Annotated in this window: 23 protein-coding genes, 4 tRNA genes and 1 other RNA gene; 9 read left to right on the top strand and 19 right to left on the bottom strand. The window is 26.7% G+C overall.

The genetic code is table 11. The annotated features are described in order from the left end of the window. From BRE_RS02395 to BRE_RS02340, 13 genes are all read right to left on the bottom strand, one after another. Positions 1-747, bottom strand: a complete 747-nt coding sequence (locus BRE_RS02395; protein ID WP_012538224.1) for a Nif3-like dinuclear metal center hexameric protein — start codon at positions 745-747, stop codon at positions 1-3. A gap of 1 nt (position 748) precedes the next feature. After that, positions 749-1,438: a peptidoglycan editing factor PgeF gene (pgeF, locus tag BRE_RS02390; RefSeq protein ID WP_012538223.1), complete on the bottom strand. Its 690-nt coding sequence runs from the start codon at positions 1,436-1,438 to the stop codon at positions 749-751. Beyond that, positions 1,435-2,226, bottom strand: coding sequence for an LPS export ABC transporter ATP-binding protein (gene lptB / locus BRE_RS02385; protein WP_041178125.1), 792 nt, complete (start codon positions 2,224-2,226; stop codon positions 1,435-1,437). Before lptB ends, pgeF begins: the two co-directional genes overlap by 4 nt. Further along, positions 2,204-2,833: an LptA/OstA family protein gene (locus tag BRE_RS02380; protein WP_376984130.1), complete on the bottom strand. Its 630-nt coding sequence runs from the start codon at positions 2,831-2,833 to the stop codon at positions 2,204-2,206. The genes lptB and BRE_RS02380 overlap by 23 nt, the downstream gene beginning before the upstream one ends. A 62-nt stretch (positions 2,834-2,895) precedes the next feature. Then, positions 2,896-3,432, bottom strand: a complete 537-nt coding sequence (locus BRE_RS02375; protein ID WP_012538924.1) for a hypothetical protein — start codon at positions 3,430-3,432, stop codon at positions 2,896-2,898. A gap of 213 nt (positions 3,433-3,645) precedes the next feature. Beyond that, positions 3,646-4,464, bottom strand: coding sequence for a DNA adenine methylase (locus BRE_RS02370; protein ID WP_041178124.1), 819 nt, complete (start codon positions 4,462-4,464; stop codon positions 3,646-3,648). Between the two features lie 9 nt (positions 4,465-4,473). Continuing rightward, positions 4,474-4,980, bottom strand: a complete 507-nt coding sequence (locus BRE_RS02365; RefSeq protein WP_041178123.1) for a nucleoside-diphosphate kinase — start codon at positions 4,978-4,980, stop codon at positions 4,474-4,476. 326 nt (positions 4,981-5,306) lie between these two features. Further along, positions 5,307-5,891: a recombination mediator RecR gene (gene recR, locus BRE_RS02360; RefSeq protein ID WP_012538921.1), complete on the bottom strand. Its 585-nt coding sequence runs from the start codon at positions 5,889-5,891 to the stop codon at positions 5,307-5,309. A gap of 3 nt (positions 5,892-5,894) precedes the next feature. Continuing rightward, positions 5,895-6,194: a YbaB/EbfC family nucleoid-associated protein gene (locus BRE_RS02355; protein WP_012538216.1), complete on the bottom strand. Its 300-nt coding sequence runs from the start codon at positions 6,192-6,194 to the stop codon at positions 5,895-5,897. 2 nt (positions 6,195-6,196) lie between these two features. Continuing rightward, positions 6,197-7,843, bottom strand: a complete 1,647-nt coding sequence (gene dnaX / locus BRE_RS02350) for a DNA polymerase III subunit gamma/tau (RefSeq protein ID WP_041178122.1) — start codon at positions 7,841-7,843, stop codon at positions 6,197-6,199. 166 nt (positions 7,844-8,009) lie between these two features. Further along, positions 8,010-8,108, bottom strand: an RNA gene (gene ffs, locus BRE_RS05985) — signal recognition particle sRNA small type. Between the two features lie 2 nt (positions 8,109-8,110). Continuing rightward, positions 8,111-8,197: transfer RNA gene (locus tag BRE_RS02345), tRNA-Ser, on the bottom strand. A 15-nt stretch (positions 8,198-8,212) separates the two neighbouring features. Beyond that, positions 8,213-8,286 (bottom strand) — tRNA-Arg (locus BRE_RS02340). Between the two features lie 122 nt (positions 8,287-8,408). Here BRE_RS02340 and BRE_RS02335 point away from each other — a divergent pair. Further along, positions 8,409-9,140 carry an RsiV family protein gene (locus BRE_RS02335; RefSeq protein ID WP_012538919.1) on the top strand — a complete coding sequence of 244 codons (732 nt, stop codon included), beginning with the start codon at positions 8,409-8,411 and terminating at the stop codon, positions 9,138-9,140. 12 nt (positions 9,141-9,152) lie between these two features. On the opposite strand, the gene BRE_RS02330 is transcribed toward BRE_RS02335, so the two are convergent. The 4 genes from BRE_RS02330 to BRE_RS02315 form a co-directional block, all read right to left on the bottom strand. Beyond that, positions 9,153-9,238: transfer RNA gene (locus tag BRE_RS02330), tRNA-Ser, on the bottom strand. Positions 9,239-9,303: 65 nt separating this feature from the next. After that, positions 9,304-9,393, bottom strand: a tRNA-Ser gene (locus tag BRE_RS02325). A gap of 69 nt (positions 9,394-9,462) precedes the next feature. Continuing rightward, the gene (locus BRE_RS02320) at positions 9,463-10,770 is read right to left on the bottom strand and encodes a tetratricopeptide repeat protein (RefSeq protein ID WP_041178121.1); all 1,308 of its coding nucleotides are present in this window, start codon (positions 10,768-10,770) and stop codon (positions 9,463-9,465) included. After that, the gene (locus BRE_RS02315; protein WP_012538212.1) at positions 10,763-12,280 is read right to left on the bottom strand and encodes a LamG-like jellyroll fold domain-containing protein; all 1,518 of its coding nucleotides are present in this window, start codon (positions 12,278-12,280) and stop codon (positions 10,763-10,765) included. The genes BRE_RS02320 and BRE_RS02315 overlap by 8 nt, the downstream gene beginning before the upstream one ends. Before the next feature lie 110 nt (positions 12,281-12,390). On the opposite strand from BRE_RS02315, the gene uvrC reads away from it, so the two are divergent. Next, positions 12,391-14,199 carry an excinuclease ABC subunit UvrC gene (gene uvrC / locus BRE_RS02310; RefSeq protein WP_012538917.1) on the top strand — a complete coding sequence of 603 codons (1,809 nt, stop codon included), beginning with the start codon at positions 12,391-12,393 and terminating at the stop codon, positions 14,197-14,199. Between the two features lie 3 nt (positions 14,200-14,202). Here the strand turns inward: uvrC and holA are convergent, their stop codons facing one another. Continuing rightward, positions 14,203-15,186, bottom strand: coding sequence for a DNA polymerase III subunit delta (gene holA, locus BRE_RS02305; RefSeq protein ID WP_012538916.1), 984 nt, complete (start codon positions 15,184-15,186; stop codon positions 14,203-14,205). A gap of 67 nt (positions 15,187-15,253) precedes the next feature. Between holA and BRE_RS02300 the strand changes: the two genes are divergently transcribed. Beyond that, positions 15,254-16,420 (top strand): glycosyltransferase, encoded by a 1,167-nt coding sequence (locus BRE_RS02300; RefSeq protein WP_012538915.1) that lies wholly within the window; start codon positions 15,254-15,256, stop codon positions 16,418-16,420. Here BRE_RS02300 and BRE_RS02295 read toward each other — a convergent pair. After that, on the bottom strand, positions 16,404-17,270 hold the full coding sequence (locus BRE_RS02295) for a mechanosensitive ion channel family protein (protein ID WP_041178193.1): 867 nt from the start codon (positions 17,268-17,270) through the stop codon (positions 16,404-16,406). The genes BRE_RS02300 and BRE_RS02295 overlap by 17 nt on opposite strands. A gap of 198 nt (positions 17,271-17,468) precedes the next feature. On the opposite strand from BRE_RS02295, the gene BRE_RS02290 reads away from it, so the two are divergent. From BRE_RS02290 to BRE_RS02265, 6 genes are read left to right on the top strand one after another with little or no spacing between them, the layout of a single operon-like run. Further along, a complete protein-coding gene (locus BRE_RS02290) occupies positions 17,469-18,083 on the top strand; it encodes a chromate transporter (RefSeq protein WP_012538913.1) in 615 nt (204 codons plus the stop codon). Then, entirely contained in the window at positions 18,049-18,582 is a 534-nt protein-coding gene (locus BRE_RS02285) for a chromate transporter (protein ID WP_012538206.1), read from the top strand. Before BRE_RS02290 ends, BRE_RS02285 begins: the two co-directional genes overlap by 35 nt. Before the next feature lie 2 nt (positions 18,583-18,584). Then, the gene (rpoN, locus tag BRE_RS02280; RefSeq protein ID WP_012538912.1) at positions 18,585-19,841 is read left to right on the top strand and encodes an RNA polymerase factor sigma-54; all 1,257 of its coding nucleotides are present in this window, start codon (positions 18,585-18,587) and stop codon (positions 19,839-19,841) included. Continuing rightward, positions 19,831-20,127, top strand: a complete 297-nt coding sequence (locus BRE_RS02275) for an HPF/RaiA family ribosome-associated protein (protein ID WP_041178120.1) — start codon at positions 19,831-19,833, stop codon at positions 20,125-20,127. Before rpoN ends, BRE_RS02275 begins: the two co-directional genes overlap by 11 nt. Positions 20,128-20,141: 14 nt before the next feature. Further along, positions 20,142-20,420 carry an HPr family phosphocarrier protein gene (locus BRE_RS02270; protein WP_012538203.1) on the top strand — a complete coding sequence of 93 codons (279 nt, stop codon included), beginning with the start codon at positions 20,142-20,144 and terminating at the stop codon, positions 20,418-20,420. Positions 20,421-20,476: 56 nt separating this feature from the next. Next, positions 20,477-22,537, top strand: coding sequence for a cation:proton antiporter domain-containing protein (locus tag BRE_RS02265; RefSeq protein ID WP_376984132.1), 2,061 nt, complete (start codon positions 20,477-20,479; stop codon positions 22,535-22,537). The last annotated feature ends 3 nt before the right edge of the window (positions 22,538-22,540 follow it).

The raw sequence follows: 22,540 nt of genomic DNA, 5'->3' as shown, positions 1-22,540 counted from the left end.
TTATAAATTAGTATCTTGTAAAATAAAATCAACTTCTAATCCTCGTTGATTTTTTAAATATTCCATTAATTTTAACAAACCAAACGTTTCGGTAAAATAATGACCAGCAAATATCAAATTTACACCCCTCTCTTCAGCCAAAGAATATATCTGATGAGAAGTATCTCCAGTTATAAACAAATCAATATCATATTCTAATGCTTCTTCAAAAAAAGAATATCCAGAACCACTAACAATAGCCACTCTTGATACGTACTCTTTAAATTTCTTATAAAAAAGAATATGTTTATTATGGGCTTCAATCCTTTTTAAAATTTCAGAAAAACCAAATTCAGCAATAGAAATAATACCCAAATTAATACCTTTATAATTTGCAAAGGGAATAGGATTATGAAATCCAAGAAAATCAGACAACACTCTGCTGTGAGAATAAATAGTATGAGCATCCATTGGTAAATGAACACAATAAAGCGACAAATCATTATTAATAAGCCATTTCACTTTATCATACATACCAGCAATAATTTTATCTGATTTTGACCAAAAAATACCATGATGAGTTATTAAAAAATCATAACCCTTTACTTCTCTTAAAGTTGCCATACTTGCATCAACAGCCAAAGCAACCTTTTTAACCTCAAGCTCCAAATTACCAACTTGAAGTCCATTAAGACTTTTATCAATATCCTTATGATCATTGACTTTAAATATTTCATCCAAATGCAATGATAATTCTTTAACAGTCAAACTAAGTTCTCCAAATTACAGCATAACTCCTTTTGCCTTTAAATTTTCTATGAGAATAAAGATTACAATTGCAATAAGTACAAAGACCTGAATCCTCAACTTTTAAATTAAAATTAGAAATTAAACCTAAATTAAAATTAGCATTATCAAAATATATTTTATCATCCTTTTTACAAAAAGACATATCCAACAATTTTTTACTAAATTGTAAATTTATTTTTGACACAAATTCTGATGAAACTTCATAACAACATCCTCTGTTATAAGGTCCAAATATAATTCTCAAATCTTCAAAATTTGAACCCATATCTTGAAATTTAAATAACATTTTTAAAAGAATAAGCTGAAAACTACCCTTATACCCACTATGAGCAAGTCCTATATATTTTTTTGATTTGTCAAATATATATATAGGAAGACAATCTGCATAATAAGCAAGAAGAGCAACATTAAAAGAAGAGGACACAAGCCCATCTCCCCTTTGAAAATTAACAAAATCATCAGCAACTTCATAAACAATATTTGTATGTAATTGCTTTAAATATTTTATTTCTTTATTTTTTGGAATAAAACTTAAATTATCATTACTAATATTTTTTATTTCTAAATCAAAAGGTTTTTTAGTATAAATCAACTTAACACTAGAATCTACTTCAAATTCATAATAAAGTTCTCTCTCCAATACCTTCATAATCTAAACTCTTCACCAAGATAAAGTTTTTTAGCCTTCTCACTATTTATAATATAATCAACATTCCCCGAATCAAGCACTTGTCCTTGATAAATAATATAAGCTCTATCTATTATATCAAAAGCATCTCTTACATTATGATCCGTAATTAAAACACCAATATTCTTACTCTTTAAAATCCTGATTATATCTTTTATATCTCCAATAGCAATAGGATCAATACCTGCAAAAGGTTCATCAAGCAACAAAAAATATGGACTTACAGCTAAAGCTCTAGCTATCTCAGTTCGTCTTCTCTCTCCACCAGAGAGTGTATAAGCCTTTTGATATTGTATTCGTTTAATTTCAAAATCTTTAAGAAGATTTACAAGTTCAATTTTACGTTCGGCTTGAGATAAATCTTCTCGTCTCTCAAGAGCAACTAAAATATTATCTTCAACTGTAAGTTCCCTAAAAATAGATGGCTCTTGGGGCAAATAAACAATTCCCAATCGTGCTCGCTCATACATATTAAGTTTAGAGACATCATGATTATTGATTAAAACACGCCCACTATTGGCTTTGATAAAACCTACAATAGTATAAAATGTAGTGGTTTTCCCTGCACCATTTGGACCAAGCAAACCTACAACCTCACCTCGATGAACATCAATAGTCACACCATTAACAACTACTTTCTCTCCATACTTCTTAACAATACTATCTGCCTTAAGAACAATATCAGTAACAGCATTAAGACTAAGTTTTTCTTTAATTGATTCTATTCTATTTTTCTTGTTGAGGAACATTTTCCTCCACTTGAGTAAATTTACCTTCAACATCACCCTCAAGATTATATTTTTTTGTTTCCGTATTTAAAACTATCCTTGAAGCAGAATAATAATTATCATCTTGATAAATAACGGGAACACCCTCAAGAACAATTTCTTTTTCTTCCTTATTATAAATTCCATTTTCAGCTCGTGCAAAAATGTCACCTTTATATATCTTAACAGAATACTGCATAATATAAACACTTGTCTTACGACTACCTTCAATCCTTTCAGCCTTAACAACAAGTTTATTTTCTAAATCTTCAAGTTCAACACCTTTTTGAAGATAAAAATTATCTAATTTTCTATTAACAAATAAAAATTGTGATTTCACATTCATTTTATTAGTATAATCTTCATAATAAACATTACCACGTGCCTCAATATAAGAACTCCCTTCCCCATAAATTTCAATCTCATCAGCCCTAAGCTTAAAATCAGAAGAAATCACCTCAGGATTTCCCTTTAAAATAATCCTTCTATAAAGAGGAGACAAAATACCATGAGAAAAATCAGCTCTAAAAGTAAACTCACTCTTTTTTTTTGAATTGTCTTTTTCTTTTAATTTTGAAGGGTCATCCAAACCGTTTTTACTCTGTGCATAACCAAATAAAGAAATACAAATTAAACAAAGAATTAAACTTTTCACTTCACAAGCCCTTCAATACCAGAATAAAAATAAAAATTATTACTCTTGAAAAAATACGAAAAACCCTTTCCTGTTATATTACTCTCATCAAATCTAATAAATACTAACTCATTTGGAGGAGAAAATAACTTTTTCTCATTATCTCGCCATAAAAGTCTATTGGTATTAATGAGATAATAATTATTCATATCTTCTATCTTCAATTCCACAGAATCTTTCATATCTAAATCTTTAGTAACATGAGAACCTTCTAAATTACTAAACTTACCCGAAATTCGATTTTCTAAGGCATGATACAAAAATCTCCCATTTTCAACTTTATAAAGTTTATAATAATTAAAATAATTAAAACTTAAAGCTTCCAATATGGTTTGTTTCTTACCGCCCACAATATTATGATAGCTAATTTTTAATATTTGTATTGTAGGAGCTTCTTTAGCAGCACCTGTCCTATTAGAATATTCCTCATAATCAAAGGTACAATTAAATAACAGAAAAAGTGGTAACAAATAAAACAAAGCATATCCTATCATACAAGTCCCTAAATAATTTATACAAAAATATCTCTAAACTATCTCAAATTCCAAACACTCAATATATTTCTTATTCATTAATTGAGATAATCACCATAAATAAAACTTACACCTAAGAATTTCACAATACAGACACAACATATAAAATCCTTATTTTTTTTGTTAAAGGACCTTATGGCTATTAACAAGCACTACAATAATTATGCAATACTACTAAAAATTTTTCACTAAAATTTCTCTTATATTGCCACGTCCAATTGGATTTGCATTAATCAACCTTTTAGAATCAACAAAAATAATATTGTAATTTTTATAAAGCTCAAGACTAGATGTGGTATTAGAATTTGAAAGCAAAAATTTAGCTCCTTTCTTATCTATCTTGTCACAAAAACGTAATAGTCTCTCATGCATTGAAAAATCAAATCCATATTTATTATAACTTGTAAAATTACTTGTTTTTGAATAGGGTATATAAGGTGGATCAAGATAAACAAAATCATCTTTTTTAATAACATTAAGTAAACAAAAAAAATCTAAACTTAAAACCCTAACTTCTCGCAAAAGTTTAGAAGCTAATCGCAAATTTTCAATTTCAAAAAGATTAATCTTTTTATATTTACCAAAAGGAGTATTAAATTGTCCACTACCATTTTCTCTGTAAAGACCATTATAACAAGTTTTATTTAAATAAAGAAAAATACATGCCTTTTCCAAATTAGTTAAATTTGCATTATTAAAACTATTCCTTATATCAATATAATACTCCTTAGTTAAAGGAACATTATTATACTTTTCTATTCTTAATAAAAAATTATTTAAATTATGGGCAACTTCCATATAAAAATTAATCAAATGAAAATTTATATCATTAATAATTGAATTTTTTAAATTTAATGCAAAAAACAATGCCCCTCCACCTATAAAAGGCTCAATATAATTATTAAAAGAAAGAGGAATATTATTTAAAATAGAGTTCAATAAATTTTTCTTACCACCAGCCCATTTCAATATAGGCCGTATCACAACACTCATAATCAATAACTAATAATAATGTTCAAACTCATCATCTCTTTTATAAGTAAAAATTTCATCTTTTGTAAACCAGATAGGTATTTCACGATTTGCATCAATAAGACTTGCAGAAGAATGAATCACATTATAAACTGCAAAATTTTTTGCATTTGCATAATTAAAACTATGATAAGAAAAATCACCTCTTATTGTCCCAGGTGCAGACATCTTAGGCTCTGTAGAGCCACAAAATTTTCTAACAACCTCAACAGATTCAACACCTTCAATAACAAATGCAAAAACCGGAGAACTCATTAAAAAATTAACTAAAGACTTCCAAACAGACTCACCATGCCTTGCAGCAATATCATCATACAAATAATGTTCTTCGGCCATCTTGCGATCAACCAAAACCATTTTAGCAGCCACAATTTTTAATCCTACCCTCTCAAACCTAGAAACAACATTACCAATTAAACCTCTTCTAACCCCATCAGGTTTAACAATACATAAAGTTTTTTGTATTAATGTAGACATAAACAACCTCCCAATGTTTTTAATACAATGCAAACTAATAATAAGACATAATTTATTTAATTCATGAATATGCATTTAAAAACAACTTATTTTAAAATGCTAATTTTTTGCAATTAAAATTAAAACTCAATGTATCTCTTAAGCACTTTATTATAAGTTCAAGTAATTTAAAAACACACTATTTATATTACCTTATATAAATAATTTTAACTATTGGTTATAAATTAAAATTCTAAACTAAATACAAATACAAAAAAGCATTCAACAAAATTCCTTAAAAAGCTATAAAAACAAACTATTTTGCAAAAAATGACTTAAGAATAAAATCACATTTTAAGTCTCAAACGTAATGCCCTAAGAGTAGTCACTTTATCTGCATTACTAATACTACCCCCAGCAGGAAGACCAGATGCTATTCTTGTAACATTAATATCTAAGTCCTTTAAAAGATTACTGATATAATTTGCAGTTACATCTCCCTCAATACTAAATTCAGTAGCAATAATTACTTCTTCTGCTTTTAACAGTTTAATATAATTCTCTAATTTATCAAGATTTAACTCATCTGGTCCAATATTTCTTAAAGGATCAAGATGACCATGAAGAACAAAATAAAATCCATCATATTCCTTAGTAGCCTCAATAACTTCCAGATCTTGAGGCATTTCTACAACGCAAATTATACCTTTATTTCTATTTAAATTCGTACAAATATCACAAAGTTCTTCTTCAGCAAAATTGTAACAATTTTTACATTTTTGTATCTCTAAATGAAGTCTAATTAAAATTTGTCCCAATGCTCTTGAAAAATTTTTACCGGTATACAAAATATCATAAACCATTCGTGCTGCTGTTTTTTTTCCTATACCTGGAAGTTTAGAAACTAATTCAATTAAATCTTGTATAATCAAACTTTAAATCCCAAATGGAATAGAACCCATTGTTTTTGATTTTATTTCTTCTTTCACTTTAAAAACAGCATCATTAAAAGCAGATTTTATCATATGTTCAAGTGCTTCATTATCCAAATCATTAAAAAAATCTTCTTTAATTAAAATTTTTTTCACAACAAATTCCCCATTCATTTCAACAACAACAACATCACTTCCTGCCCTACCACAAACAACAATTTGAGATATTTCTTTTTTAATATTATCAATATTATCTTTAAAATTTGACATATTTTTCAAAAAATCTAATGGATTTACTGCCATATTTACTCCTTTACTTCACTTGCTCCAAAAATGTTTTTGACTCTCAGCACCTCATTATCAAACTCATCATCATTATCCTTAAATTGCTTTTGAAATATAACATTTAATCTAGGAAACTCTTTACAAAATTCCGTCCTTATCTCATTTTGATAAGCCTGTAGTTGATTATATTCAAATCCACTAAAAATTTTATAATAAAGCACCCCACCATCAATTAAAACCTCTCCTGAATACACTAAAGTTTGAACATACTTAGACACTAAGTAAATAAAAGTTTCTTTAATTCTATCATTATCATCGATCTTATCAAAATTATCCTTTGTTTCTATAAAAATTTTATCAATATCATCATCCTCAGAATCACAATGCACATCAGGCTCTTGAATCTTAACTTTCAATGGTATCTCTTCTTCAGTAGCATTATCTGGTTCCATCAAAGGCACATCACTTAGCTCTGATTTTAAATTGACATCACAATTTATTTTATCTATATCACAATTTATTTCATTTAGTGCTTTAGTCTCAATATCCTGAATTTGTTTAATTAAAAGATGATTAGGGATATAATTTTTAAGTCTAAGTATCTTAATAAAATTAATCTCAATTTCATATTTAGGATTTATCGAAAATTGCAAATCCCTATAAGTTTCAAGCAATACACTAATACTTCTCTCAACATGTTGTAAATCAAAATTTAATAAAGATTCTTTTAAACTTTCAAATTTAATACCAATAAACATAATATTTTTAATGTCTAATTTCAAAAATAATATTTCTCTAAAAAATTCAATTGCATCAAGAAGAAATTGTTCACATGAAATACCTGTTAAAAATACAGTATCTAAAACACTAAGTAACTCTTTTAAATCATCATTAAGAATGCTCAATACTAATTTTTCCAAGAATTCGTCACTGGTTAATCCCATCTTAGATCTGATTTGATCAAATTTTATATCAGAATTACTCAATGACACAATTTGATCAAAGAGAGTATAGGCATCCCTTACGCTACCTCCACTCTTATAAGCAATCCACTTTAAAGCTTCATCCTCGTACTTAATGTCATCTTCTAAACAAACACATTTTAACATCTCATAAATTTTATCTAAAGGCAAAAGCCTAAAATTAAAATGTTGACATCTACTTTTTATCGTGTCTGGTAGTTTGTGTACCTCTGTTGTGGCAAAAATAAAAACAATATAATTTGGGGGTTCTTCTACGGTTTTCAAAAGAGCATTAAAAGCAGAATTTGAAAGCATATGAACTTCATCAATAATATAAACCCTATACCTAGAATTGGCAGGAGGAAACATTATTTCTTCTTTAATTTGCCTAACATCTTGAACAGACGTATTTGAAGCACCATCAATCTCAATAACATCAAGACTATTATCGTTATCAATAGATTTACAATTAAAACATGTACCACAAGGCATAATTGTTGGACCTGTTTGACAATTTAAACATCGTGAAAAAGCTCTTGCAGAAGAAGTTTTGCCAACTCCTCGTGGTCCTGAAAATATATAAGCATTTGCTATCTTATTACTTTCTATTGAATGTTTTAAGGTTTCAACTACAAAATCTTGTCCTTCAAGAGAAGTAAAATCTCTGGGACGCCTCTTAATGGCAGTACCCCTTGCAGATATCATCCCATCCCCCATAAATAACAATAATTTTACTTAAACCTTAAATTAAATCTAAATTTAAAAAACAAAAAATTTATTTTATATTAATGACAATATACATAATATAACAATAATACCTATTTAAGTATTATTTTATAAAAACGTACTTACCTATCTAAACAAAATAAATTTATCCTAAGATTACACGCACTCATTGAGTAATCACTTACCGCTGCTACCTTCCAGTCCTGACGGGATTAGGCAACACTCAATAGTGCGGATCCTAGGAACCGGAGAAAATGGGATTCGAACCCATGATACATTCTCATGTATACACGCTTTCCAAGCGTGCGCCTTCAGCCACTCGGCCATCTCTCCAAAACTACATACTTTCGTGCCCAAGGGGACTTGAACCTCTGACCTTCAGAACCGCAATCTGATGCTCTATCCAGCTGAGCTATGGGCACAAACATTTAACTTCAATTGTAATAAAAATTATTATTTATTACAATAAAAATAAATTTATAACAAATAATCAAAAATACTCTTAAAAGTTAATAGTAATTCATTTATAAGAAAGGAGCAATAAATGACATCTAAATTTTCAATAAGCATAATAATAATTTTTTTAATAACAATAGCATGCACCAAACACGACAAAAAAACAGAAAGTGCTGAAATCAATATCGAAACAAAAATTATCAAAGAAGATACCACCAATGAAGACAACATTATGTTTCACATTGATGCTCAAATTCCTACTATAGAAGGAATAGAATTTGGTTTTGAAGAACTCATAAAAAAATGGAAAAATGATACAATCGAACTTTTTAAAACAATAAAAGAAAAAAAAGAGCCCCATGAATCTTTCTATTATTCTGATTTTGAAATATTTAAAAATCTAAACCTTAACATAACATCCATTCTATATAATCAATTTCAAATAGATAAATACGCTGCAAATGGCCTTACAACATATCATTCCATTAATTTAAGAGGAAAAGAAAAAATAGAACTTGCAGACATCATTTCAAAAGACCAATTGGATTCTTTGATACAAGTATTAAGAGAAGAAGTAAAAACAAAATTTGAAAAAATTGCAACTCATTATGACAATAAATCCACATTTGAAATAGAATTTGAAAAAATTTTTAAACAATATCAATACTATTTTAAAAACAATGAAGTTGTAATTTTCTATAATCCATTAATAATAGGTCCACACTCAGATGAAAAAATTGAATTTACATTTCCAATAAACAATAATTCTGAAGGTGATATTACTAAAAAGAAAAAAACCGACTGTCCAATTTGTTCATAATAAAAAATACAACGGAGAGGGTGAGATTCGAACTCACGGTAGGCTACACCTACGACGGTTTTCAAGACCGTAGCATTAAACCACTCTGCCACCTCTCCTAGAGATTATTATATTCATAAAGTAAAGAAATCCTTATAAAGACAAGCTTTAATAAAAATCTCTACGGAGAGAATGGGATTCGAACCCATGGTCCCCTTTTTAAAAGGACAACTTCTTAGCAGGAAGCCCCATTCGACCACTCTGGCATCTCTCCTTAATCCACATTAATACATAGTATATTAGAGACATTGCAATTGTCAACAAAAGAAACTACTTATTAAGTCTAATAATTGATCTTAAAATCTTTATAAGCCTCAATTAAATCCTTAATCTCCTTAATTGTAACACTCAACTGCACTTGAGTAAATTCATCTGATAAAATTTCTTTAGTAATCTCAAACTCACTATTACTAGCTCTAAGTTCAATATGTTCATCTTTAACTTTCCAAATATATGGACAAATTCTAGTATAATAATCAAATACAAAGACAGGCTCTCTTAAATCTAAAGAATTGTCAACAAAAAACAAATATTCCAATATCCACTCACCCTTTAAAATCAGGGCACATTCATCCAATAACTCTTCAATGAAAATATCTTCGCTAGATTCAAGTAAGTTTAAAAATCTAGAATAAGTATCAATATTCATTACACAAAGTTTTTTTATGTAAAAATAAGCATCTTCAAGTTCACGATTTCTTAAAAAAAATAAAAATGCATAGAAATAAACCAATTCCATATCAGGATAATCTAACAACATTCTATCAATAGCTTTTTTAGAATCAAAATTTAAAAGTTTTATTGTCGCAATATGCATATTATATATAGTATAAACATTAGGAAAACTTAAAATAGATTTTACATAAGACTTGGTAGCCTGTGTCATATTACCTATTTTATGCAAAATAGTTGCTCTATTATGCCAAATATATTTTGAATAATTCGAATCTGTTAAAAATTTCTCAGAAAGCTTAATTGCACCATCAATCTCTCCCATAAAATATAAATAATACATTAAATAATTTATAATAAGAGAAAGATTAACATTTAAAAAACTACCATCTAGTTTAAATGGACGAACACTCTTGAATGCACAAGTATTATTTAAAAACCAAGTATTCAATTTAATAAGGGCATTGTCTTTATCTATACCTGTAGCTTTAACAAGCATCTCTAAAGCATCATCTCTATTACCTAACATTTCAAACAAAACAGCAGCATTATTAAATGCTTGAATTAAATTAGGATATTGCTTAATAGATGTTAAAAAACAATTTAAAGATTTCTCATAATTTTTAAGGCCAAAATAAAAAACACCAAGATTATAATTTTGAAAATAACTTAAATTACCTTCATCGCTTTTAAACTCACCATCATACAAAAGCTTAATTAAAAAACTATATTCACTTAAAACAGGGTAAGTATCCAATACATATAAAAGTGCTTTATAATCCTTTAACCTAAAATAAAGTAAAGATTTAAGAGACAAAGAATCAAAACTATCATCAAAAACATCCAAATTCAAAAGTGCATTCTTAAAATCACCCTTTTTATAAAGCTCCAAAGCTTTTTCAAAATTAATACTATTCATATTGCTTAAAAAACTCCATAGGTCTAACAGAAATTTCTTTTGAAAAAGACTCTTCATTCACACTTTTATCTAGATTATAAGAAGCAACACTAATATAATAAAGCCTCCCATTTTCAAGTCCTGTAATTTTAAAAGAAGTTTGATTACCAACATCAATTGGAGATTTTAAAATATTTCCTGCATTGCCATGATAATTTCCAGGACTAACACCAATATAAATATAATAGCCACCAATATTACTGCTAATTACAGGAAACCATTCAATCAATATTTCACTCGATCCTGGCACAGCTTTTGTAATTAAAGGGGGAAAAGGTGCAGATTCAGGTATATAAGTCACAACCATGCTATAAAGAGATGGACTTTCTATAGGATTGCCACTTGGATAAAATTCAACCTTAAATTGAATATATTTTGATATATCAAATTTAGGTAATCCATTCTTAGAATCAAAATGAATCCAATCTCCTGTTAAATTCCTTTTTATCTCTCCATTTTTATCTATTTCATAAAAAACCTTATTATCTAACCTATAATAATAAAAAATATCTGTATCTTTTGGTTTTAAACTATCAAATTCAATAGACAAAATTTGAGAATAATCTTTAGATAATTCAATTGGTTTTGTAATGATATATCCTTTATCTCTTGAGAAGAAAGCACTACGTACTTCCTCAAAACTTTTGTAAATTTCAAAATTTTCAATAGCTCCTGTAAAATACTGTCCCAATGCAAAATCAATAAAATTACCAATATTTAATAAATATCCAGAACCTTCTCTTTTATCAAAAGTAACATATTCTATAGCTTGAGGTTTGGAATCTATCAAATATTCCAACAACCCATCTTTTTGCCTATATCTAACTGTATGCAAATGCCACTCTTTAGGAACAAAATCATCATCACTCTTAAGCTTAATTTTAACAGGATCACCATTATCATTTAAAAACACATTATTAAAATTCCAAACAAAAGTGCCACCCTCACTTTCTAATCGAATTGCTTGATCTACCCAAACACCTTTAATATTTTTATATCCATTCCAACTTACAATAACTTCTCCAGTAACAGAAGTAGAACGATATACCCAAAACTGAATAGTAAAATCAGCAATCACATTACCTGAATAAAAAAAAGCCTTCCTTGTTAATGGTTTAAGTTTAACAGTATTGCGACTTGAATAAAAAATTAAAGAATTTCCTGAAATATTGTGAAAAGAATTTGAAATTTTTGCATTATTTGAATCAACAAAATAATTTAAAGCAGCATCTTTTAATAAATTATCCTTTTCTATCTCCAATCGAAAATCAATATTGTTATAATCCAAAATGCCCTTATACCTATCCAAATAAATTCCAAGAATACCTCTATTGTCTCTTGCAAAATTAACATTATGAGCTTCCTGAATAAACTTAAATCCATCCTTATAATCAAGAATCAACTTAAGCTCTTGAGAAAAAGCACTAAAGACATACAAGCAAAATAGAGAAAATATAAAAATCAATCTCATTACAGACCTTTATCAATAAAAAAATCAAAAATACATAATGTTTAAATATGATATAATATTATATCACAAAAACAATAATGATTATTTAAAAGCAATAATAGACAATAAAAATGAGAAAACACTTAAACGATTTATATAAACAAATAGAAAAATTTCCAAAAACAAGTGGTTGCTATAAAATGTACTCGAAAGACAACAAAATATTATATATTGGAAAAGCTAAAAATTTAAGGTCAAGGGTAAAAAACTATTTTTCAAAACGAACTAGCCATAAAACCAAGATATTAATGAATAACGTAACAAATATAGAAATAATTACTACAAACAGCGAATATGAAGCGCTACTATTAGAGTGTAACTTAATCAAAAAATACAAACCAACTTATAATATCAAATTAAAAGATGATAAAGGATATCCTATGATAAGAATAACTTGTGAAAAATATCCAAGAATTTTTAAAACTAGAAAGATAATAAATGATGGAAGTGAATATTTTGGACCATATGTTAATGTTAAAAATTTAGATTTAGTATTAGATCTTATTAACAAAACATTTAAAACAAAAAAATGCAAAAAAAAATCAAAAAATCCTTGTCTTTATTTCCATATGGGTCAGTGTCTAGGAGTATGTTATAGAGAAGATCTTGAAGACGAATATAGAAAAGAAATAGAGCAAATCAAACATATTTTAAATGGAAACATATCGAAACTTTTAAATGACATTGAAATCAAAATGAAAGAAGTCATTATGAAGGAAAATTTTGAAGCAGCAATAAAACTAAAAGAAACTAAAAAATCATTAATTGAAATAAGTCAAACTCAAATAATTACAAAGATAGATAAACTTAGTGAAGACTATCTATACATTCACAAAACTAATAGCTTAAATACAATAGTAATACTTAAATACAAAGACGGTAAATTAACAGAAAAAGACATTCATTTTGATGAAAGCATATATGAAGAGGATGAACTAATAGAAAAATTTATAACACAATATTATACATCTCCAAACATGATAGTACCAGATAAAATACACATTTTTAAAAAAATTGACACTTCAAACATTACAAAATTAATAAATGAACTTAAAAATATAAAAACTGAAATCATATATAAAGAAACTAAAGATAACATTAAAATAATTGAAATGGCAACTTCTAATGCAAAACTTGCATTAATAACATATAATCATGAAAAAAATAAGGCTATTGAAAATCTAAAAACCATTCTTGAAATGAAAAAATTACCAAAAACAATTGAAGGCTTTGATATTGCTCATATAAATGGATATAAAACAGTAGCATCACTTGTTACGTTTAAAATGGGAAAACCTTTTAAAGACGGATATAGGGTTTATAAAATTAACTCACTAAGTAATGGAGAGATTGATGATTGTAAGGCAATAAAAGAAGTCATATCAAGAAGATATTCAAAATTAATCAATGAACAATTAAAATTACCGGATTTAATACTAATTGACGGTGGCAAAGGTCAGCTTAACTCTGCTTATTCCATTTTAAAAGGACTAAGGATTGAAGAGAAAATAGCCATTTGTGCATTGGCAAAAAAGGAAGAAATAATATTTTTACCAAATAAAAACCAAGGCATAAAATTACAAAAAAGAAACTCTGCTCTTCAAGTATTACAAAATGTTCGAGATGAAGCTCACAGAAGAGCAAATAATTTCAACAACAAACTACACAACAATATCAAATTAAATTACACCAAAATAAAAGGCATTGGAGAACAAAAAGCAAAAAAGATCTTAAAAGTTCTTGGAACATATAAAGACATATTACTTCTAAATGAAGATGAAATAGCTACAAAAATGAAAATTAATATTACAATGGCAAATAAAATCAAAAAATTTGCAGAAGAACAAAATTTAAATAATAAACAAAACAATCATATCTAACTATTAAAAATCACACTTAAATTTTAAAGAAAAATTCTCCAAAATAGTATCATCTTGATTTAACAAGATTACTACCATAAAATATGACAAATTTAAATGCATATTTTTGCCATAAACCCTCGCATACAAATCAAACTTATGTAATATTTTAAAAATAAATTTAATATCCAAGACTGAATAATTACAAAGCCCTATTTTATAAGTTTTCTCTAGTGAAAAAAATATCTTATGCTTTTTCAAAATAGATGAAATGTTATTTGTATTTTCACAATCTATTTTAATTTTTAAAAATTTTTTAAACTTCCATCCAAGGCTCATAATAATACCAACAAGCTCTTCCCCCTGTTCCAAAATGGCCTTCACTTTCACTAAAGCACGTTCCATATCTTTCTTTAAGATTGACTCAAATAAAGAAAAAACATTCTCAAGACGCACAAAACTAAGCCAAGCAGTGACATCATCCTCATCAATAGTTTTATCTTTAATCACAAGAGCAAAAGAATTTACATAAGATTGTAAAATCTTAGTATCTGCATCTAACATAAAAAGCATTAAATTTATTGCTTTATCTGTAATTTTAATTCCAAGTTGAAAAAAACTTTTCTTTACAAATGAAAACTTATCATTATCAGACAATTCATAAAAAGTTTTTTTAATTACATTTACAGAAACTTTAGGTTCAAAACTGATTGAATTTTCATCAGAAATAAAAATAATAATCTTATTTAAAGGTTTCAAAAGTGTATTATAAATTAATTCTAAATCTTTTTTATTTTTTAAATTTTCAATCTCATAAATAATAAAAACTTCTCTTTTGGCAAAAAAAGAACTACTCAAAAATCGCTCAGAAAGTTCTATTGATGATAATTCTGACATAAAAAGCTTAGTAATATGTATATCATCAGCATTCAACTTGCTAAAAATATCATTTAAATAAGCTTCCTTTAACCCTTGTTCTTTTCCTAATAATAGATAAACTTCTTGCATTCAAAGATATTATAATCTAAAAAAATAAATATACCCCTATGTTATACTTTAATTATTAGGACAAAATATGAAAATAGCAATATTTACAGATACATATCTTCCAGATAAAAATGGAGTAGCAACATGTATCAAACAAATTAAAGAAGGATTTGAACAAAAAGGTCATACCGTTTATATCTTTTGCCCACAATATTATAAATCAGACTTAAGTAAAAAAAATATTTACAGATGCTTTTCAATTAAATTGAATCGCACAGTAGATGCTAAAATATCATTTCCCAATAAAGCAAAAATAAAAAAAATAATAGCTGAATATCAACCTGACATAATTCATACACATTCAGAATTCACTATGGGAAACATAGGGAAAAATTTAGCATTAGAATATGATATACCAATTGTCCACACAAACCATACAATGTGGAATTACTATTTACATTACTTAGGAGCTATAAAATATTTCATTAATCCAGACAAAATGATGAAAAAATTTTATAATCAAATTCATCATTTTATTTATCCATCAATTAAAGCACATGATAAATATTTTCATCTTGCCAAAGATGCTGATTATAAACTAATTCCAAATGGAATAGATAGAAAACTATTCATCAAAGAGTTAACTCAAAAAAAAAAACAAGAAATTCTGAGTAAATATGACATAAAAAAAAATGATAAAATCATAATCTTCGTTGGAAGAATTAATAAAGAAAAAAATATATACGAATTAATACAAAATTTAAAAAAACTTCTCATTGAAAACAAACACTGCAAACTTATTCTCATAGGAAAAGGAAAAGAAGAGAGAAATGTAAAACAATTTAGAAAAAAATATGGACTTGAAAATCAAATAATACTTGTTGGAACAATTCCATGGGAAGAAATGTACTATTATTATAAGATATCCGATGTATTTGCAAGTTTATCCAAAAGTGAAGTATATCCAATGACAATTATTGAGGCCTTAACTGCCGGAATACCAGCAATACTTAGTAATGACATTATATACAAAGACGTAATTCATCAAGGAAAAAATGGATTTTTAATAGATAATGATGAAGACATGTACAAATACATGAAAGAAATAATAGAAAACGATGAAAAATTACAAACTGCAAAAAAATATACAGAAAAAACATCCATCATACACTCAAGCACATCCTTTGTAGAAAGGATTGAAGAATACTATGTTCAAATTATTCAAAATCACAAAAATCTTAGCAAAGTTTACTAAGATTCACAACATGAATGGGAAATTCTACTCCCATATCAATTAAAACATCTTTAATCTTTTCTCCCATAAAATATTGAAAATCCCAAAAAAACTCAGTTCGAATGAAACATCTAATTTCCACAATTATGTAATAAGGTGTATATTCTTTTAAAATCAGACTGGGTTGCCTAACATTATATGTTTCCCTATTAAAAGAAAAAGCCAAATTTTCCATTTCGGTTTTAAGCAAAGCAAAATTTATACCATAAGGCACTTGAAAAGTAAATGCAATTCTTCTCTCAAAATTTGCAGAAAAATTAACAACTAATGTACTTGTAAATTTACTATTTGGAATCTTAATAATCTTACCATCCACAGTTTTGAGTGTAGTAAAAAATATTTGAATATCCGTTACTTCCCCTTCAGCATCATCACAATTAACATAATCACCTATTTTAAAAAAATTAGAATTTAATATAACAAATCCACTAACAAAATTAGATAACATACCCTGAGCAGCAAAACCAACTGCAAGACCCAGAGATCCAAATACAGCAAAAATAGAGGCTGTAGAAACTCCAAGATAAGGCAAAATCATTAAAATTAATACTAAATTAATTACAACTTTAAAAAACGATTTAAAAAAGTTTAAGACAGTAGAATCTAATTTTGTTTCCAATTTAGATCTCTCATAAGCCTTTAAAAAAATAGTTCCCAATCTCTTAACAATAAATCTTAAAATACACCATGCAAATAAAGCAACAACAATTCTCAATCCATAATCTATTATCATTTGAAAAATTTCATGAACATAATCCGGCAAAATAAATACCCTTTTCAATACATTTGATATTTTTAGTTGTTTATCCATAAGCAAATGTAGTATAGTACAAAAATAACAAAAAAATAAGACCCTTATTACAATCAAAAAATAAAAAATTAACAAACAAAATACCTATACCAATAGGTATCATACAATCATCATGATAAAATATAATTTAATAAGCCATTATGATAAAATGTAATTTAATAAACCCTAAACATCATTTAGTTTGGAACATAAAGATTAATGAACGAAAAAAAAGAAACATCATATGAATTATTAAAGCTATTTTATCTTGTATTTAAAATAACAACAATTACAATTGGTGGAGGATTACTCATAATATCTGAACTTAAAAAAGCAATTGTAAATAAAAGAAAATTAATATCTGAACAAGAATTTAAAGAAATATTAACAACATCAAGTATAATCCCTGGAGTAACAGCTATCAATTTTGCCTTTTTAATTGGGAAAAAAATTAAAGGGTTTAAAGGTGCATTTGTATTAACTATTGCGGGAATACTACCATCCATATTCGTAATTACAATAATAGCTCTTTATATAAATTTAAATTCAAATAACATTTATTTTCAAAAATTTATTGAAGGTGCAAAAATATCATCAACAATAGTAATGTCAATGATCATTATTGAATTTTCAAAAAAAATGTTAAATCGATCAATAATAAAATGGGGAACATGTGTATTGATAACATATGTACTTTATAAATTTCATATAGACCTATCATACATACTACTAATATTTTTACTCATATGCTCTATAACATACACAATGAAAAAAAAATTTTTAAAAGCAAGGTATAAATTTGATTTTACTAAATTTATTCATCACATTTTTTAAAATAGGAATTTTAAATTTTGGGGGAGGAAACGGAATTACTGCCACAATTCATAAAGAAATCATTGAACGTAAAGAATGGATAACGCAAGAAGAGTTTATTAATATCATTACAATATCTAGAATTACTCCTGGCCCCATAGCCACCAATATAGCAACATATGTAGGAGCAAAGATAGCTGGCATTACAGGCGCAATAATTGCAACAATGGCATTAATTAGTGCACCAATATTAATTATTATCTTTATAATATCAACAATACATAAAATAAACTTTTTAAAATATTATCTTGAACAGCTTAAGCCCGTAATTATAGCACTATGGATAATAACTATTATAATCTTATTTGAAAACATATTTTTCAAAATAGATTATAATAATATCAAACTTTCAAAAAGTTTTGCACTTGCAGGATTAAACTTACTTATTTTATTATTCTACAAAAATGTTTCCCCTGCAATATTAATTATATCTAGTGGAGTACTATATATTTTTATGTAAAGATGCTAAAACAAAACTTAAAATTAACACACAAATTACAATTAACACAAATTAACACAATTAAAATGTTAAGTCTTGATAAGCAAGAATTAATACAAATTATATCAGACGAACTTGACAATAATGAATATATTAAAGTGGATTCAAATAAAATCTTTTTTGAATCACTAAAAACCTATAAGTTTAAAAAAATTTTTTATAAAGAAAATGAAAATAACAAAACACAATATGAAATTGCACTGGCTAAAACATCACCTAAAATTTCACTTAAAGAACATCTTTTATTACAACTTAGAATCCAAAGACTTAATGAAGAAGAAATTAATATAGGAGAAATCATAATAAACAATCTAAATCGAAAAGGACTATACATAATCAATCCTTATGATTTCTTTAATAAAGAAGAGTGGCCACAGGTCACTAAAATGATCAAATTGATTCAACAATTTGATCCAATAGGAATTTGCGTACCCAATATCATAGAATCATTAATATTACAAGCAAAATACCATAACTTAGATACAAATATAATTAAAATTCTTCAAAAAGCAGATTTACTTACAAATACTAAAGAAAAATTAAAAAAAGAATTAAACATTAGCACACAAGATTTAAATGACGCCATTAACACAATGAAACTTAAACTTAATCCCAATCCAACATTTGAATTTAAAGACAAAGATGATACTAATGACTATATTGAACCAGATATTATTGTTATCAATAAAGGCAATAAACTCAAAATCAAAATTAAAGAAGTCAGTATTTTTAAAACAGAAATTAATAAACAAGAAGTTAAAGACTTGTGCAAATACAAACAAGCAAAATGGCTCATTGAAGCTTTAAGATATAGAGATGAAACACTAGCTAAAATAGGAATAGCAATATACACATTACAAAAAGAATTCTTAAAAAGAGGATTTAAGAGATTAAGACCAATGAACTTAGATGATATATCTACAAGAATCAATCTATCAAAATCAACTATATCAAGAGCAATAAAAAATAAATATTTAAAATTTGACTGGGGCACAATAGCAATTAGAAAATTATTTAATTCAATAGGTGGTACTAAAACAAATGAATTTTCCAAATTAAGCATTAAAATAATAATAAAAGGAATACTAGAACAGAATAAAAATATGGTAGATAGTCAAATTTCTGATATACTAAAATCTAAAGGAATCACTATTTCAAGAAGAACTGTAAACAAATATAGGAATGAATTAAAATGTGAAGGAGAAATTTATGGAACCTAAAATACAAGCCATCAACTATCATTTAAATGATGATATGAAAGATTTTATTTTAAAAAAACTAGATAAAATTGGAACACACATTAAACAACATGCAAAAAGTCTTAAAATCACAATAAAAAAAGAAAATGATATTTTTGATATAGATGCTCACCTCCACTTTAACTGGGGCAAAATAATACATATTACAGAAGAAGGAAAGGAATTACATGCCTTAACAGAAAGATTAATAGAAAGATTACAAAACACAGCAAATAAAGAAAAAAGTAAAAAAGATACAATAAAATAAACAAGTAAAATTAAATGCAAACAACAATTGAAATAACAAACAAAGAGGGACTACATGCAAGACCATCAAGCATGATTTCAGAACTTGCAAACAAATATTCCTGTTGCAATATAAAACTAATTACAGAGGATGGAAGAGAAGCTGATGCAAAATCTACAGTTGAAATTATGATACTTGGCATTTTGTATAAAGAAAAAATAACAATTGTTGCAAATGGTAAAGACGAAATTGAAATAATTGATGAGCTAAAAAAATTAATACAATCAAACTTTAAAAAAGAGATTCAAAAATGAGAAAGAAACTTTTATATACAATATTGTTTAACATAAATCCTATTCTTTCATTTGGAATGGTAGACTATATGAAAGACACGGGACATAACATTGATGCCAAAATCTCTTCTTTTATAATGAGTCTAGCAATCATTGTAATATCAGCCAGTCTTCTTGGCAATTTGGTAAATAGATTTGGAATTCCAAAAGTAATAGGACAAATAACAGCAGGAATACTTTTAAGTCCAACATGTCTTGGTAAAATTAAAGTACCTTTATTATTTCCATTAGGAATCATTAATAGCGGAGAAAATTACCTAATAAATGAAGACATATTTGCAATATCAACAATAGCTTCAATAATACTACTATTTATGGCAGGTCTTGAGACAGATCTAAAATTATTTCTTAAGTTTTTACCACGTGGAGGATTAATAGGTATAACAGAAGTAATTGGTACTTTTACAAGTTTTGCACTAATATCCACCATTTTATTTGATGTACAATTAATAAATCCCACATCTCTTTTTATAGGAATTATTGCAACACCTTCTTCTGCAGGCATTGCTGCAAGCATACTCTCAGCAAAGAAAAAAATGAGTACATCAGAAGGAGTTACAATAATATCAACATCAATAATTGATGATGTCCTCTCAATGATTATGCTCACAAGTGTAATTACAATATCGAGATCTCTATCTGATCTTGACATTACAATCTCAATTAGATCTACAATTCAAAACATATTAATTTGGTTTTGTTTAACATTCATACTGATCTTACTATCAAAACCAATTTCACAATTACTAAAAAGCTTTAATAGTGTAACCTTAGCAACTGTAATAACTCTTACATTTACCTTTATTATTTCAAGTATTTTTCAAAATTTAGGAATGTCATTTGTAATTGGAGCTTACATATTTGGGCTTGCAATGTCAAAAACAGATATTGTATATGTAATTCAGGATAAATTAACACTATTTGAAAGATTTTTTATACCAATATTCTTCACATCAATAGGAATGATGGCCGATATTAACGTAATATTATCAAAAGAAGTTTTAATAATTGGCACTTTGCTTAGTTTGATAGCAATAGCAACAAAAGTAGTATATTGCTTTATCCCATCATACTTTTTAGGATTTAACAAACTAGGTGCACTAAGAATAGCTTTTGGAATGGTTCCAAGAGGTGAAATATCACTAATTATTGCAAATGTAGCTCTCTCTTCCGAATTTATAAGCCAAAAAATATTTGGAATAATAATAATTATAGTTTTTCTTCCAACAATTATCGCAACACCAATAATAAATATCTTATTTCAAATAAATAAAAATGGATTAAAGAAAGAAATGAAAATAGAACAAAATACTCAAATTACAATAGCACTGAAATATGATAATCTAACAAAAATATTTGTATGGGACTTAAAAAACGAGTTAAGAAACGAAGGATTTTTTACACAACAAATAAAAAATGATTTCTCACAATACATAAATGCAAGACGAAATGATATATCACTTTCAATTAAAAGAGAAGGAAGCAAAATCACATTTGAATGTCCAAAAAAACATTTAATAATCATACAAGATCTACTAAGAGAAACTATTTTAAATTTAGAAAAAATCACAGAAGAAGTAAAAATAGTTTCTGTAAAAGCACAAAAATTAAATTACTCAATAAACTACGATAAAATACGCAGTAATATTGCTTTAGATAAAAGAATCAAAAAAGAAAATATAATATTAAATTTAAAAGCAACAAATAAAATTGAAGTACTAAGAGAATTACTTAGTATAATAAAAGTTGACATTGACAAAGAAACAATATTACAAGACCTCATGGAGAGAGAAAAACTTATAACCACAGCTCTCAAAGAAGGATTTGCAATACCTCACTTAAAAACTAATTTAATAAAAAAAATGCACATCGCAATCGGAATCAGCCACGATGGAATTGACTTTAATGCTATTGATAAAAATTTAAGTTATATCTTTATATTAATATTATACCCAGCAAAAGAACATGTTAATTATCCACGCATTTTATCATCTATTGTAGGTAAAGTAGATTCTAATAAAAAAGCAATGCTTAAAGCTAAAACTGACAAAGAAATTTATAACATATTAATAGGATAGGTT

The organism is Borrelia recurrentis A1, assembly GCF_000019705.1.
Lineage (GTDB): Bacteria > Spirochaetota > Spirochaetia > Borreliales > Borreliaceae > Borrelia > Borrelia duttonii.
The sequence above is the reverse complement of the archived record's forward strand: the minus strand, read 5'-3'. Positions and strand labels throughout refer to the sequence as shown.